Source organism: Actinacidiphila rubida, from assembly GCF_900110255.1.
Lineage (GTDB): Bacteria > Actinomycetota > Actinomycetes > Streptomycetales > Streptomycetaceae > Actinacidiphila > Actinacidiphila rubida.
Window position 1 is genome coordinate 234643 of sequence record NZ_FODD01000003.1, and the last position, 15231, is coordinate 249873.

The window sequence follows — 15231 nt, forward strand, 5'->3', positions numbered from 1 at the left end:
CGCCCCCGACCCCACGGACAAAGGGCACGCATATCAGGGGCGCGGGGAACTGCGCGAGCAACCCACCACCGGCCGGTGGACGGCAACGCACCGCACGGGGCAGGACGAGCCCCGAAGGGGCGCGGGGAACGGCGCGAACAGCCACGACGGCGCGGCACACGGCCAGACAAGCCCCGGGGGCACCCCGTCGGCCGAGAACACCCACCGGCCGGTGGACGGCCGACGGACCCCCGGCACAACCCGTCAGCTACGGCGTGGGCCTCACCGTGACGGAGGGCTCGTGGGTGACGGGGAAGTTGACGGACGCGGCGATGAAACAGAGGCGTTGCGCCTCATGATGGAGGGCGCGCGCCTCGTCCGTCATGGACGCCGACGCCACCTCGACCCGCGGCCGCAGCACCGCGCTGGTGAAGTGGCCCGCGCCGCCGCCCGTCTCGTCCATCGTGCCGATCGCGTGGTCGGTGTAGGCCGTCACCACGACGCCGGCCATCGCGCACACGTGGAGGTAGGACAGCATGTGGCACTGGGAGAGCGCCGCGAGGAGCAGCTGCTCGGGGTTCCAGCGGTCCGCGTCGCCGCGGAAGTGCGGGTCCGCGGAGCCGGCGATCGGCGGCGGGCCCGCGGCCGTCACGTCGTGGGTCCTGCGGTAGGAGCGGTAGGAGTCGGTGCCGGTACCGAGGTTGCCGGTCCAGACGACCTCGGTCTCGTACGTGTGCTGCCTCGCCGACGGCATGTCAGTCGCTTCCTTCCCCGAGGGTGTCCAGGACGTGTGCGCGGGCCACGGCCGCGGCGTCCGCCGCCCGGCCCTCGCGGATCGCGGCCAGCAGCTCGCGGTGCTGGCCGTTGACGTGTGCCGGGCGGCCCGGCGGGTCCAGGGACGCGCGGGTGGAGACCACGATCTGGTCCCACAGCCGGTCCAGGGCGGCCGACGCCACCGGGTTGGCGGCGAGTGCGGCCAACCGCGTGTGGAACCGCCGGCTGTGCCCGGCGGCCGCCGCGAACTCCCCGGCCAGCGTGGCCGTCCCGGCCTGCTCCGCGTCGTCGACGAGCGCGGCCAGGTCGGCGGGCGCGATCCGGCCCTGGGCCTGGCGGCGGGCGGCCAGCTCCGCGGTGAGCGCCTCCAGCGCGGCCCGCACCTGGTAGGCGTGGCGCAGCGCCTCGACGTCGAGCGCGACGACCTGGACCCCGCGGCCCGCGGACCGCACCAGCCCGTCGGAGACCAGCGCGCGGAACGCCTCCCGGACCGGGGTACGGCTCATCGCCAGCGACTGGGCGACCTCGGTCTCGGTCAGCCGCTCGCCGGGGGCGTAGGCGCCCGCGACGATCAGGTCCCGCAGCTGTGCGCGGGCGGACTCGGTCTGCTGCACCCGGCCAGCGTACGGCAGCGTATGCATTGCATGCAATGCATACGCTGCCGTGGTCAGGCTCTCAGGGCGTGGCCGCCCGCTCCAGCCGCACCGCGCACACCTTGAACTCCGGCATCCGCGAGACCGGGTCCAGCGCCGGGTTGGTCAGCGTGTTCGCCCGGCCCTCGCCCGGCCAGTGGAACGGCATGAACACCGTGTCCTGCCGGATCGCGGCCGACAGCCGGGCCGGCGCCACCACCCGCCCGCGCCGGCTGGTCACCGCCAGCGGCTCGCCCTCCGCCACGCCCAGCCGGGCCGCCAGCCGCGGGTGGAGCTGCACGAAGGGGCCGGGCTCGGCCGCGTTCAGCTCGCGCACCCGCCGGGTCTGGGCGCCCGACTGGTACTGGGCCAGCACCCGGCCCGTCGTCAGGTAGTAGGGGTACTCCGCCGACGGCTCCTCCGCGGACGGCCGGTGCTGGACGGGCGTGAACCTGGCCCGCCCGTCGGGTGTCGCGTACCGATCGAGGAACAGCCGGGGCGTGCCGGGCGAACCCGGCTCGGGGCACGGCCAGAACACCCCGTCCTCCGCGGCGATCCGCGCGTAGCTGATGCCCGCGTAGTCCGCGGGCCCGCCCGCCGACGCCCGCCGCAGCTCGGCGAAGACCTCCTCGGGGTCGGCGGGGAAGCCCTCGGGCCGCCCGAGCCGCCGGGCGAGACCGGCCAGCACCTCCAGGTCCGAGCGGACGCCGGGCGGCGGGTCGACGGCCCTGCGGCGCAGGATCACCCGGCCCTCCAGGTTGGTGGTCGTGCCCGTCTCCTCCGCCCACTGGGTGACCGGCAGCACGACGTCGGCCAGCGCCGCGGTCTCCGACAGCACCACGTCGCACACCGCCAGGAAGTCCAACGCCTCGATGCGCTCGGCCACATGGGCTGCCCGCGGCGCCGACACCACCGGGTTGGAGCCCATCAGCAGCAGGGCCCGCACGTCCCGGCCGAGGGCGTCCAGCAGCTCGTAGGCGCTGCGGCCGGGGCCCGGCAGGTCGTCGGGGTCGACGCCCCACACCGCGGCGACGTGGGCCCGCGCCGCCGGATCGTCCAGCTTGCGGTAGCCGGGCAACTGGTCGGCCTTCTGGCCGTGTTCGCGGCCGCCCTGGCCGTTGCCCTGCCCGGTCAGGCAGCCGTACCCGGACAGCAGCCGCCCGGAACGCCCCGTCGCCAGGCACAGGTTGATCCACGCGCTGACCGTGTCGGTGCCCTTCGCCTGCTGCTCGGGGCCGCGGGCCGTCAGCACCATCGACTCCGGCGCGTCGCAGAACATCGCGACCGCCTCACGCAGTTGGGGCACGGGGACACCGGTGATCCGCTCCACCAGCTCCGGCCAGTGCGCCATCACGCCGGGCAGCGTCCGCTCCCAGCCGGTGGTGCGCGCGGCGACGAACCCCTCGTCCACCCGGCCCTCGGCCACCACCAGGTGCAGCAGGCCCAGCGCCAGTGCCAGATCCGTGCCGGGGCGCGGCTGGAGGTGCAGGTCCGCCTGCTCCGCGGTCCGTGTCCTGCGCGGGTCCACGACGATCAACCGGCCGCCGTTCTCCCGGAGTTCGGTCAGGTACCGCAAGGCCGGGGGCATGGTGTCCGCGAGGTTGGATCCGACCAGCACCACGCAGCCGGTGCGGGCCACGTCCGCGAGCGGGAACGGCAGACCGCGGTCCAGCCCGAACGCCCGCTGGTGCGCGGCCGCGGCGGACGACATGCAGAACCTGCCGTTGTAGTCGATCTGCGAGGTCCGCAGCACCACGCGGGCGAACTTGCCCAGCGCGTACGCCTTCTCGTTCGTCAGCCCGCCGCCGCCGAACACGCCCACCGCGTCCGCGCCGTGGGCCGCGGCGGTCCGCCGCAGGCCGTCCGCGACGCGGTCCAGCGCCTCCGGCCAGTCCGCCGGACGCAGCGCGCCGTCCGCGCCCCGCACCAGGGGTGTGGTCAACCGGGCGGCGGGCGCGAGCAGTTCGGCCGCCGTGCGGCCCTTGCCGCACAGTGCGCCCTTGTTCACCGGGAACGCCGGCCGCTCCAGCACCTCCGCCGGCACGCCGCCGCCACCGCTCGCCCGCACTCGCATCCCGCACTGCAGGGCGCAGTACGGGCAGTGCGTGTCGACGGGCTCGGCGGTGCGGCCGGTCCCGCCGTCGGCGGCGGGCCGGGAGGTCTCCTCGGCCGGGGCGGGCCCGGCGGGCGGGCCGGCGGCAGCGGGTGCGGTCATGCGCCCAGCCTGCGGGCGGGGTGTTTCGCGCCGCCCACCCACCGGTTACGCGGCAGGCACGCGCCCCTCAGGGACCGCGGCCCGGCACTGTGAGGGCTCAGCGCGGTGCGGCGGGTGCCGCCGCCAGGGCCCGTGCCACTCCGGGCTCGTGGGGCCCGAGGAAGCGCGGGTCGGGCTTCACCGTGAGGTCCAGCGCCGCCTTGCCCGCGGCGAGCACCTCCCGCGCGCCGCCGGCCAGCCACGTCAGGTCGTGCTTCTCGTCCACGCCCACGCCGTACGCGTCGATGCCCGCGGCCCCGCACAGCGCGAGCGCCCTGCGGATGTGGAACCCCTGGCTGACCAGCACCGCGCGGTCCACGCCGAAGATCCGGTGGGCCCGGCTGCACGAGTCCCAGGTGTCGAACCCGGCGTCGTCCACCACGATCCGCTCCCGGGGGACGCCGTGCGCCGTCAGGTAGGTGCGCATGGCGCCGGGCTCGTCGTACGACGTCCGGCTGTTGTCGCCGGTGACCAGCAGGACGCGGACCTTGCCCGCCGCGTACAGCCGGGCCGCCGCGTCCAGGCGGTGCGCCAGGTAGGGCGACGGCACGCCCTGCCACAGTCCCGCGCCGAACACCACGGCCACGGGTTCCGCCGGGACGTCCGCCTCCGTGCGCACCCGGGCGTCACCGGCCAGGCGCACCCAGGTGGCCGGCAGCAGCGCCAGCACCGCGACGGCCACGGCCAGTCGCAGGGCGCGGCGCCGCCCCCGCCGCGTCTTCGGCAGGCGAAGCCAGGCGCGCAGGCGTGCGCGCAACCGGGCCACCGCGGCACGTGGGGGCCACCCGGGACGTCGCACGGCGGTCTGCCTCTCCTGTCGCGTTTCCTGCTGCGGTGGTGCTCCTGCTCCCGTTCCCGCTCCTGCTCCGCGGAACGCGGGGTCACGGTGACCGACGCACACGGACCGGCCGCGGTTGCGCGCGGCGGCACGGGTCCCGCGCCGCCCCCTCCGCGGCGCGGGACCCGCGCGGTGGATCACAGTAGGGGGGACGTCCGACAGACCCGACTTCCTGACGCGGAGGCCCAAGTGACCGAGCGCCGCCTGCCGTTCTTCGTCTACGGCACGCTGCGTGCCGGGCAGCGCAACCACGGCCTGCTACGGGGCAGGACCGGGGCGTGGACGCCCGCCACGCTGCCGGGGGCGCTGCTGTTCCAGGGGCCCGGCTACCCGATCGCGGTCCTGGACCCCGCGGGGACCGGCGCCGTCCACGGCGACCTGGTGGACGTCGCCGCCGGGCCGTACGCCGAGGTCCTGGCGGACCTGGACATGCTGGAGTCCTACCGGCCGGGCGACCCCGCCGGCCTGTACCTGCGGGTGGCCCGCGCGGTGCGCACCGCCCGCGGCACCCGCGAGGCCTGGGTGTACGTCGCGCCGCCGGAACGCGCCGCCGGCCTGCTGGCCCGCGCCCGGCCCCTCCCCACGGGCACGTGGCCCGCCGGCCCGGCCTCCTGACACCTCACGGCCCGCGCGTCGCCGGACACCGGCCGCCGGGGAGCGGTCAGCGGGAGGCGGTGAGGCGGGCGTGCAGGGCCGTCGCCGCCGCGTCCGTCAGCGACGCGATCTGGTCGACGACCGCCCTGCGCCGCTCCGCGTCGTTGCGCGCGGCCTCGAACACGGCCCGGAACTGCGGGTCCAGGCCGTCGGGGGCCCGCTCCACCAGCACCTCCGCCAGCTCGGCGATGACGATCCGCTGCTCGGCCCGCCGCCGCGCCTGCGCGGCCCGCTGCATCACGTACCGGTCGGCGACGGCCTTGAGGACCGCGCACTCCAGCCGCTGCTCGCGCGGCACGACCAGCTCCGCCGCGTACCGGGTGAGCCGCGCGCCGCCGTACCGCTCGCGGGTGGCGCCCTCCGCGGCCAGGCAGAACCGGCCGATGAGCTGCGAGGCGGCGTCCTTGAGCCGCGCCTGGTCCAGCGCCGAGCCGTCGTAGCGGCCCGGCCACCACGGCTGGGCGACCAGCCGGTCCAGCGCCTCGGCCAGCTCGGCGGGGTCGGCGCCGGGCGTGTAGCGCTCCGCGGCGCAGGCGAACACCTCGGCGCGCTCCGGCGCGGAGGTGAGCGCCCGCGGGTCGATGTGCCCGGCCTGCAGGCCGTCCTCGACGTCGTGCACGGAGTACGCGACGTCGTCGGACCAGTCCATGACCTGCGCCTCGAAGCAGCGGCGCCCGGGCGGGGCGCCGCTGCGCATCCAGCGGAAGACCGGCAGGTCGTCCTGGTACACCCCGAACTTCGGGCTCCCCGGGTCGTCCGGGTTCGCGCCGCGCGGCCAGGGGTACTTGGTGGCCGCGTCCAGCGCGGCCCGGGTCAGGTTGAGCCCCACGCTCACCTGCGGGGAGGCGAAGCGCTTGGGCTCGATCCGGGTGAGCAGCCGCAGGCTCTGCGCGTTGCCCTCGAAACCGCCGCAGTCGGCCGCGAACTCCGCGAGCACCATCTCGCCGTTGTGGCCGAACGGCGGGTGCCCGAGGTCGTGCGCGAGGCACGCGGTCTCCACCAGGTCGGCATCGCAGCCGAGGGCGGCGCCCAGCTCCCGCCCCACCTGCGCGCACTCCAGGGAGTGGGTCAGCCGGGTGCGGGGGCTGGTGTCGGTCACGGAGGTGCCCGCCACACCCGGGTCGACGACCTGCGTCTTGCCGGCGAGCCTGCGCAGCGCGGCGGAGTGCAGCACCCGGGCACGGTCCCGCTGGTAGGCGGTGCGGCCGGGGCGCTTGTCCGGCTCGGGGACGTACCGCTCCAGGTCGGCGCCGGTGTAGTCGCCGTATCCGCCGTACGGCGCCGGGTACGGTTCCACCGCCGGATGGGGGTCCACCGGTTCCACGGCCTGGTTCGGGTCCATGACCACGACGGTAACCGGCGGTGCCGACGGCCGGGTGACGCGAACGGGTACGTGTCAGTTCCGCGCGGCGGCCGCGGGCCGGCGCGGCGGGGTCGTGCCGAGGGCGGCGGCCGCCCGGTCGTAGCGGTGCAGCACCAGCCGGGCCACCGCGTCCTGCACGCCCAGCGGCGCCGCGGCGATCCAGGGCGCGGCGGCCGCGGTCTGCGTCGCGAAGCGGCCGGGAGCGGCGAAGCACGCGGCGACGGCGACGCGCCGCAGGCCCCGGGCGGCGAGCGCGGCCAGCGCCTCGGGCACGGTCGGCGCCGCGGCGGACGCGAAGGCCGGGACGACGGGGACGCCGCCGAGGCGGCGGGAGAGCAGGGCGGCCGTGCGGGCGGTGTCGGCGGCGGAGTCGGGGTCGCGGGACCCGGCCGCCGCCAGCACCACGGCGTCGCCCGGCCGCCGCGCGTCCCACCCGGCCTCCTCCAGACGCCGGTGCAGGGCCTCGGCGAGCAGCGGGTGCGGGCCGAGCGGGTCGGCGACGAGGCCGCGCACGTGCGGGGCCGCGGCCAGCGCGGCGGGCAGGTCGTGCTTGACGTGGTGCCCGCGGCTGAGCAGCAGCGGCACGAGGACCGCGGGTCCCGTCAGGCCGGCGAGGGTGCCGGCGAGGAGCGGCTCGTTCAGTTCGACGTGCCCGAGCCGCACGTCCAGCCCGGGCCGGTGGGCCCTGACCCGCTCCAGCAGGGCCTGCGCGGTGCGGAGGGCACGGGGGTCGCGGCTGCCGTGCGCGACGGCGACGAGCGCCGGCGCCGGCCCGGGGGGTTCGCCGGGTGCCGCGGGGCCCGCGGGTGCCGCGAGTCCCCGGGGCGCCGCGGGGCCTCCGGGTCCCGCCGGGGGCGGGGCGGACGCGGCGAGCCGCGTGAGGCCCCGGGTCAGGTGCAGCGAGACGTGGACCATCAGGTCGGTGGGGCTCGCGTATCCCCCCGCGAACGGGAGGGCCGCCGTGGGTTCGGCCATACGGCCATCCTCCGGGGGCGGTGTTGCCGCTCCGTTGCCCTGCGGTAAGCGCGTATTTCCTGCCCTTCACCCCGTGCGGCGCCCCCGGGTGAACCCGCGCCTGCCCGGTGCGGGCCGCCCGGTGCGGCCGTGCGGTGCGGGCCGCCCGGAGCGGCGCGGCGGTGTGGCGGGGCGCGCGGTTGCCGGTGCCGCCGCGGGAGGTGGCGTAGCCTCGCGCCGCAGGGGAGGGCGGCGCGGACAGGCGAAAACGGCGCGGCGCTCTTCCGGTGGCGAGCCCCTTGCGGGACGCTCAAGTACCGAACGACCCGCTGGGGAGGCACACTGTGGTGGACGCGCACCAGACCTTCGTGATCGTCGGAGCAGGGCTGGCCGGGGCGAAAGCCGCGGAAACGCTCCGCTCCGAGGGTTTCACCGGCCGGGTGATACTGATCGGCGACGAGCGCGACCACCCGTACGAACGGCCACCGCTGTCGAAGGGCTTCCTGATCGGGAGCGCCGAGCGCGACTCCGTGTTCGTGCAGCAGAACGGGTGGTACGCCGAGCACGACGTCGAGCTGCACCTGGGCCAGCCGGTCGTGCACCTCGACCGCGTCGCCCGTACGGTCCGCCTGGGCGACGGCACCACGTTGCAGTACGACAAGCTGCTGCTGGCCACCGGCTCCGAGCCGCGCCGGCTGGACATCCCCGGCACCGACCTGGTCGGCGTCCACCACCTGCGCCGGCTGGCGCACTCCGAGCGGCTGAAGAACGTGCTGACCAGCCTCGGCCGGGAGAACGGCCACCTGGTGATCGCCGGGGCCGGCTGGATCGGCCTGGAGGTGGCGGCCGCGGCCCGCGGCTACGGCGCCGAGGTCACCGTGGTCGAGCACGGGCCGACGCCGCTGCACGGTGTCCTCGGCCCGGAGCTGGGCGCGGTCTTCACGGACCTGCACACCGAGCACGGCGTGCGGTTCCGCTTCGGCACGCGGCTGACCGAGATCACCGGCCAGGACGGCATGGTGCTGTCGGTGCTGACCGACGACGGCGAGGAGCACCCCGCGCACGACGTGCTCGCCGCGATCGGCGCGGCCCCGCGCACCGCGCTCGCCGAGACCGCGGGCCTGACGATGGCGGGGCGGGAGCAGGGCGGCGGCATCGCCGTGGACGCCTCGCTGCGCACCTCGGATCCGGACATCTTCGCGGCCGGCGACGTCGCGAACGCCGAGCACCCGCTGCTGGGCACCCGGCTGCGGGTGGAGCACTGGGCGAACGCGCTGAACGGCGGTCCCGCCGCGGCGCGCGCGATGCTGGGCCGCCCGGTGTCGTACGACCGGCTCCCGTACTTCTTCTCCGACCAGTACGACCTGGGCATGGAGTACACCGGCTACGCGGCGCCCGGCATGTACGACCAGGTGGTGGCCCGCGGTGACGTCGGCAAGCGGCAGTTCATCGCGTTCTGGCTGAGCGAGGGCCGGGTGCTGGCCGGGATGAACGTCAACGTGTGGGACGTCACCGACCCGATCCAGCAGCTGATCCGCTCCGGCCGCCAGGTCGACCCCGAGGCGCTGTCCGACCCGAGCGTGCCGCTAGCCTCTTTCCTGGACTGACCAGGAAGGATCCGCCATGCGTACCGCCGTCGTGCCGCTCGAGGACATCTTCGCCCTGCGCTGGGCGGTGCTGCGGACGGGGATGCCGCGGGCGTCCGCCGAGTACCCGGAGGACGCGCGCGACGACGTCTTCCACGTCGCGGCGTACGACGAGGCGGGCGAGGTGCGCGGCTGCGTGACGTTCTTCCCGGACCCGGTGCCGGGCCGGGACGGGCTCGCGTACCGCTTCCGCGGCATGGGCAGCGCGCCGGAGGTCCGCGGCCGCGGCTTCGGGGCCGCGGCGCTGCTGGCCGGGCTGCGCGAGTGCGCGGCCCGCGGCGCGGACCTGGCCTGGTGCAACGGCCGCGTCTCGGCCGCGGGCTTCTACGAGCACTTCGGGTTCGCCCGGGTCGGCGAGGAGTTCCAGCTGTCGCCGAGCGGCCCGCACCACGTGTTCGTCACCGCGGACCTGGACCGCCGGGTCCCCGGTGAGGACCCGGCGGCCGGCCGCGAGGTGGTCGTCGACCGGCCCTAGTGCCGGCCGGCCCGCGCGTCAGCTGGAGAGGAAGAGGGCCAGCAGGCCGGACGCGTCCATGTCCAGCGCGGGTTCCGAGCTCTGCCAGGACCGCACGTCGTCGGCGTAGCGGCTGCCGTGGCCGGTGAACGCGCTGTACGGGTCGCCGCTCGGGGGGCAGGTGCGCATCCCGTCGAGGTAGTCGCCGAGGCCGCCGCTGAACTGGCCTGACCCGTTGGGCCCGTTGACGATCGCGCCGACCTCCAGGGGGGCGGAGCCGTCGAGGCTGCCCGCGAGGTTGCCGAGCTGGCCGGCGGTGCAGCGGGGGAAGCTCGCGCCCTCGCCGACCATGAAGGACGTGCCCCAGGCGTTGGCGCCGAGCAGCCAGTCGAGCTGCTGCACGCCGAAGCGGTTGTCGCCGGTGTCGCCGGTGACGTTGCGGTACAGCCGGACGGTGGCGGCCAGGCCCAGGGTGTGCGAGTCGGCGTCGAAGTCGTCGTAGACGGCGCCGGCGTGGAACGGGTCGGCCTTGGCGCGGGTCTGGCCGGTGGCGATCTGGCCCTTCACGTAGCCGATCAGGTCGTCGTAGGTCACGGCGAGCCCGGCCGGGTCGCCGGCCGCCTGGATCGCGCGGGCCAGGTCGAGGTCGGCGAGCGCGCTGGTGTCGTACATGTTCAGGGTGTCCGCGTCGGACTCGCTCTGGTGGCCCTTGGCCCAGGTGGCGGCCTGGGTGAGCCAGGCCGAGGCACGGGAGTCGCCCAGCTTCTGCGCGGCGAGGGCCAGTTCGGCGCCGCCGAAGGCCAGGTCGTCCTTCCAGGTGGTCTCCGGGTAGTACGCGTACGGCACGGTGGTCACCAGCGTGCCGGGGCTGGTGTTCGCGAGGCCGTAGACCTGGGCGGCGGTGTTCAGGTAGGCGGTCGCCCTGGCGGCGTCGGTGTCCGCGTACCGCTGGGCGGCCAGCGCGAAGTCGGCGGCGAGCCGGCCGGCCTGGTTGGGGCTGATCTTCGCGCCGGGGGCGCCGGCGCGGAACACCGGGCGGTTCTTCAGGAACGGGTCGGCGCTGTCGCCGTCGTCCTTCTCGGGCAGCCGCCACACGTCGTGGTCGCCGACGACGCTGCCGCTGGCGGTGCCCGAGCCGAGACCGACCTGGATGTACAGCGTCCTGGTGTCGCCGTCCCACATCTTGTCCAGCCAGTCCAGGCCGTGCTGGGCCTCGGCGCTGAGGGTCGCGGGGGCGGCCGCGCCCTTCTCGCGGGCGGCGATCTCCAGCGCGGCGACGGCGTAGGACGTGGTCTCGGTGAACTTCAGGTAGTCGCCGGCGTCGAACCAGCCGCCGGAGACGTCGACGGTGCCGCCGATCCTGGTCGGCGCGGCCGTGATGGTGTCGCCGTCACCGGAGGTGAAGGTCGGCCAGTTGTAGACAGTGGCCTTGGCGTCGTTGAGGTGCGCGGGCTTGCGGTTGAGCTGACCGGGGACGGTCTCCGCGCCGTCGCGCTGGGCCTGGAAGAACGCGGTGGCGTCGGCGGCGGGCCCGGCGAACACCCCGGCCGCGGTGCCGATGGTGAAGGTAGCGGAGGTGCCGGTGGCGGCGCCGCTGACCTGGAGGTGGTAGCGGCCGTCGGTCTTCACCGAGGTGAAGTCGATCAGGTAGACCGCGGGGTAGGCGGAGTTCCAGCTGCCCAGGCTGGCGCCGGTGGTGCCGGACGCGGCGGTGGCGCCGGAACTGTCCAGGAGCTTCCAGGAGGCGCCGGTGACGGCCGCCTTGCTGAGCAGGAAGGCCTCCTTGGCGCCGGAGTCGGTGTAGCCGATCTGGTTGACCCGGACGAGGCCGGTGGTGGCGGCCTGCGCGGTGCCCGCACCGCCGGCCAGGGCCACGGCCGCCAGGACCGCGGTCACGGTGATGCCGGTCGCGGCGGCCGCCGCTCGGCGGCGGAGTCCCGAGGGGTGCAGGGTGCTGGAGGGCATGCGGCTGCGTCTCCTCACATCGGGTTAGGAAACGTTCCTAACGAATGGCCGCACGCTAGCCCTGTGATCATGCTCCGGTCAATGTCCCGGACGCGGCCGGACCGCGCCGTAGAATTCCTCCGTGGCCGGCAGGATCAGGGACGAGGACGTGAAGGCGGTACGGGACGCCGTGCCGATCGATGCCGTCGTCTCCGAGTACCTGCAGCTGCGCAACGCCGGCGGCGGCAACCTCAAGGGGCTGTGCCCCTTCCACGACGAGAAGTCGCCGTCCTTCCAGGTCAGCCCGTCCAAGGGCCTGTTCCACTGCTTCGGCTGCGGTGAGGGCGGCGACACGCTGGCGTTCGTGATGAAGCTCGACCACCTGTCCTTCACCGAGGCCGTGGAGCGGCTGGCCGGCCAGGCCGGGATCACCCTGCGGTACGAGGAGGGCAGCCACGTCCCCGGCCGCCAGCAGGGCGAGCGGATCCGGCTGGTCGAGGCGCACAAGGCGGCTGCCCAGTTCTACGTCGAGCAACTCGGCACCGCCGAGGCGGAGATCGGCCGGGTGTTCCTGGCGCAGCGCGGCTTCGACCGGGCCGCCGCCGAGCACTTCGGCGTCGGCTACGCGCCGGCCGGCTGGGACCACCTCGTCCGCCACCTGCGCGGCAAGGGCTTCTCCGACAAGGAGCTGATCGTCTCGGGGCTGGCCTCGGAGAGCCGCCGGGGCGGCGCCATCGACCGCTTCCGCGGCCGGCTGATCTGGCCCATCCGGGACATCACCGGCGAGGTCATCGGGTTCGGCGCGCGCAAGCTGCGCGAGGACGACCAGGGCCCGAAGTACCTCAACACCGCCGAGACCCCGCTGTACCACAAGTCGCAGGTGCTGTACGGGATCGACCTGGCGAAGAAGGAGATCGCCAGGACCGGCCGGGCGGTGGTCGTCGAGGGCTACACCGACGTCATGGCCTGCCACCTGGCCGGCGTCACCACCGCCATCGCCACCTGCGGCACCTCGTTCGGCGGCGACCACATCAAGATCCTGCGCCGGCTGCTGATGGACGACTCCACCGCCGAGGTGGTGTTCACCTTCGACGGCGACGAGGCCGGGCAGAAGGCGGCGCTGCGGGCGTTCGAGGACGACCAGAAGTTCGCCGCCGAGACGTCGATCGCGATCACCCCCGGCGGCATGGACCCGTGCGAACTGCGGCTGGCCGAGGGCGACGCGGCGGTGCAGCGGCTGATCGACGGGCGCACGCCGCTGTTCGCGTTCGCGCTGCGCTCGATCGTCGGCCGCTACAACCTGGACACCGACGAGGGCCGGGTCGCCGCGGTGGACGCCGCGGTGCCGGTGGTCGCGGCCATCAAGAACCAGGCGCTGCGCGACCGTTACGCGATCCGGCTGGTCGGCATGGCCGGCATCGCCTCGCAGGCCGAGGAGCAGTCGATGATCCGCCGGGTGCGGGCGATGGCCCGGGCGCGGGCGGCCGGCTCGCCGGCGCCGTCGGCGTCCGCGGGGCGCGGCCGGGACCGCTCGGCGTACGCCCCGCAGCAGCCCGCGGCCCCGTCGCGGCAGGGCGGCCCGCGGCTGGACCTGCGCAGCCCCGCGCACCGGGTGGAGCGCGAACTGCTCAAGCTGGCCCTGCAGTTCCCGCACCTGGTCGCCCCGGCGTTCGACGCCTACGGCGAGGACGAGTTCACCGGCCCGCCGTACGTCGCGGTACGCCGCGCGATCGCCGAGGCCGGCGGCGTCGAGGCGGCCGGCTCGGACTACCTGGCGCGGGTGCGGGACATCGCGCCCGACGACTCCGTGCGGATGATGGTCACCGAACTCGCCGTCGAGCCGGTCATGCACAAGGTCCCGGAGATCTACGCGGGCGAGGTGCTGGTGCGGGTCCGGATGAACGCGGTGGAGCGCCGGATCTCCCAGGTGCTCGCCGCGCAGTCCCGCCTGGCCGCCCAGGGCGTGCCCCCGGATGCGGCCGAGGCGGCCTCCGTGCAGGGCGAGTTGTGGGCGCTGCAGCAGTACGGCCAGCGGCTGCGGGTGCAGGGCGCGGCCGGGCTCTGAGGTCCGCGGGATGCCGCCGGGTTTCCCGGGGTTGCCGGGATTTCCCGGGGCGCCGCGCGATGCCGTGGCGTGCGCCCCCGGTGCAGTTCAGCACCGGTGCCGCCGGGGTCCGGTGGTAGCGCCGCGAACGCGAAGCGTCACGGAAAGCGAAAAAGCCGCCGCATGACCCTCGTAGCGAAGCTGTGTCGTGGGCCACACTGGGTGACGGCCCCGGAGGCCGTCAGGAGCCCTCTGAGAGCCCAACGTCGCGCTCACCGCGGAGGTCGCTTCCGTGCAGACGCAAACGCAGACCGAGATCCTGCCCGAACGGCCGCTGTTCCCGGGGGTGTCCGCGGTGCCCGACCTGGACGCCGGCGACGGCTCGCCGGACGGCGAGGTGCCGCCCAGAGTGCCGGAGCAGCGCAGGGACGCCCCCGGGGACCCGCCGCCCGGCGCCCCCGGCGAGGCGGGGTCCGCGCACCCGCCGGCCGAGCCCGTGGAGGGGACGGACTCGGCGGCACCCCTGGACCCGGCGGACCTCGCCGATCCCGCCGATCCCGCCGATCCCGCCGACCCGGCGGATCCGTCCGGTCCGCCGGATCCCGCGGACTCCGTTGACGCGGTCCGCTCCATCGAGACCATCGAGACCGTCGTCGAGGAGGAGCCGCGGCCGCTGCGGGAGGAGGCGGCCGGACCGTCCGCCGACCTGTTCCGGCAGTACCTGCGGGAGATCGGCCGCATCCCGCTGCTGACCGCGGTCGAGGAGGTCGACCTGGCCCGCAAGGTCGAGGCCGGGCTGTTCGCCGAGGAGCGGCTGGCCGCGTTCCCGGCCCTGGACTCGCAGCTCGCCTCCGACCTGGACCGGCTGGTCGTCATCGGCCGGATGGCGAAACGGCGGCTGATCGAGGCCAACCTGCGGCTGGTGGTCTCCGTGGCGAAACGATACGTCGGCCGCGGGCTGACCATGCTCGACCTGGTCCAGGAAGGCAACCTCGGCCTGATCCGCGCGGTGGAGAAGTTCGACTACGCGCGCGGCTACAAGTTCTCGACGTACGCGACCTGGTGGATCCGGCAGGCGATGTCGCGGGCGCTGGCCGACCAGGCCCGCACCATCCGCGTGCCGGTGCACGTGGTGGAGCTGATCAACCGGGTCGTGCGGGTGCAGCGGCGCCTGCTCCAGGAGCGCGGCTACGAGCCGAGCACCGAAGAGGTCGCCGTCCAGCTGGACCTGACGGAGGAGCGGGTCTGCGAGGTGCTGCGGCTCGCCCAGGAACCCGTGTCGCTGCACGCCCCGGTCGGCGAGGAGGAGGACGTCGCGCTCGGCGACCTGATCGAGGACGGCGACGCCGCCTCGCCGGTGGAGTCGGCCGCGTTCCTGCTGCTGCGCGAGCACCTCGAAGCGGTGCTGTCCACCCTCGGCGAGCGCGAACGCAAGGTCGTCCAGCTGCGCTACGGGCTGGTCGACGGCCGCCCCCGCACCCTGGAGGAGATCGGCCGGATCTTCGGCGTCACCCGTGAGCGCATCCGCCAGATCGAGTCCAAGACCCTCGGCAAGCTCCGCGACCACGCGTTCGCCGACCAGTTGCGCGGCTACCTCGACTGACGTCCTGACCGCCCCGGTTCACCGCCCGCGCGCCCGGCTCACCGCCCCCGGCACCGTCCCCGGCGCCTGCTGTCGCCTGAACTCCCGCTCCC

12 protein-coding genes are annotated in these 15231 nt (G+C 75.4%); 5 read left to right on the forward strand and 7 right to left on the reverse strand.

Translation table 11 applies throughout. From position 1 onward, the window contains the following. Positions 1–247: 247 nt before the first annotated feature. From BMW99_RS04080 to BMW99_RS04095, 4 genes are all read right to left on the reverse strand, one after another. Positions 248–733, reverse strand: a complete 486-nt coding sequence (locus tag BMW99_RS04080; RefSeq protein WP_069463634.1) for an OsmC family protein — start codon at positions 731–733, stop codon at positions 248–250. Between the two features lies 1 nt (position 734). Beyond that, positions 735–1367, reverse strand: coding sequence for a GntR family transcriptional regulator (locus BMW99_RS04085; RefSeq protein ID WP_218108415.1), 633 nt, complete (start codon positions 1365–1367; stop codon positions 735–737). 61 nt (positions 1368–1428) lie between these two features. Further along, on the reverse strand, positions 1429–3600 hold the full coding sequence (locus BMW99_RS04090) for a molybdopterin oxidoreductase family protein (protein WP_075016236.1): 2172 nt from the start codon (positions 3598–3600) through the stop codon (positions 1429–1431). 97 nt (positions 3601–3697) lie between these two features. Then, positions 3698–4396 carry a SanA/YdcF family protein gene (locus tag BMW99_RS04095; protein ID WP_079175926.1) on the reverse strand — a complete coding sequence of 233 codons (699 nt, stop codon included), beginning with the start codon at positions 4394–4396 and terminating at the stop codon, positions 3698–3700. 270 nt (positions 4397–4666) lie between these two features. Here BMW99_RS04095 and BMW99_RS04100 point away from each other — a divergent pair, with 270 nt between their 5' ends. Beyond that, complete coding sequence (locus BMW99_RS04100; RefSeq protein ID WP_069466777.1) at positions 4667–5092, forward strand: gamma-glutamylcyclotransferase family protein; 426 nt, start codon at positions 4667–4669, stop codon at positions 5090–5092. Between the two features lie 46 nt (positions 5093–5138). Here BMW99_RS04100 and BMW99_RS04105 read toward each other — a convergent pair whose 3' ends face one another. Next, the gene (locus BMW99_RS04105) at positions 5139–6473 is read right to left on the reverse strand and encodes a deoxyguanosinetriphosphate triphosphohydrolase (RefSeq protein WP_079138970.1); all 1335 of its coding nucleotides are present in this window, start codon (positions 6471–6473) and stop codon (positions 5139–5141) included. 54 nt (positions 6474–6527) lie between these two features. Then, positions 6528–7469 (reverse strand): sirohydrochlorin chelatase, encoded by a 942-nt coding sequence (locus tag BMW99_RS04110; RefSeq protein ID WP_245791177.1) that lies wholly within the window; start codon positions 7467–7469, stop codon positions 6528–6530. Between the two features lie 323 nt (positions 7470–7792). Between BMW99_RS04110 and BMW99_RS04115 the strand changes: the two genes are divergently transcribed. Both BMW99_RS04115 and BMW99_RS04120 read left to right on the forward strand, forming a co-directional pair. Next, positions 7793–9055 (forward strand): NAD(P)/FAD-dependent oxidoreductase, encoded by a 1263-nt coding sequence (locus BMW99_RS04115; RefSeq protein WP_069466573.1) that lies wholly within the window; start codon positions 7793–7795, stop codon positions 9053–9055. Between the two features lie 16 nt (positions 9056–9071). Further along, positions 9072–9569, forward strand: a complete 498-nt coding sequence (locus BMW99_RS04120; protein ID WP_069466572.1) for a GNAT family N-acetyltransferase — start codon at positions 9072–9074, stop codon at positions 9567–9569. Positions 9570–9587: 18 nt separating this feature from the next. Here BMW99_RS04120 and BMW99_RS04125 read toward each other — a convergent pair whose 3' ends face one another. Further along, complete coding sequence (locus tag BMW99_RS04125; RefSeq protein ID WP_069466571.1) at positions 9588–11513, reverse strand: glycoside hydrolase family 9 protein; 1926 nt, start codon at positions 11511–11513, stop codon at positions 9588–9590. 121 nt (positions 11514–11634) lie between these two features. On the opposite strand from BMW99_RS04125, the gene dnaG reads away from it, so the two are divergent. Beyond that, positions 11635–13557 carry a DNA primase gene (dnaG, locus tag BMW99_RS04130; protein WP_075016238.1) on the forward strand — a complete coding sequence of 641 codons (1923 nt, stop codon included), beginning with the start codon at positions 11635–11637 and terminating at the stop codon, positions 13555–13557. Positions 13558–13828: 271 nt separating this feature from the next. After that, positions 13829–15139, forward strand: a complete 1311-nt coding sequence (locus BMW99_RS04135; RefSeq protein WP_245791179.1) for an RNA polymerase sigma factor — start codon at positions 13829–13831, stop codon at positions 15137–15139. Positions 15140–15231 lie beyond the last annotated feature (92 nt).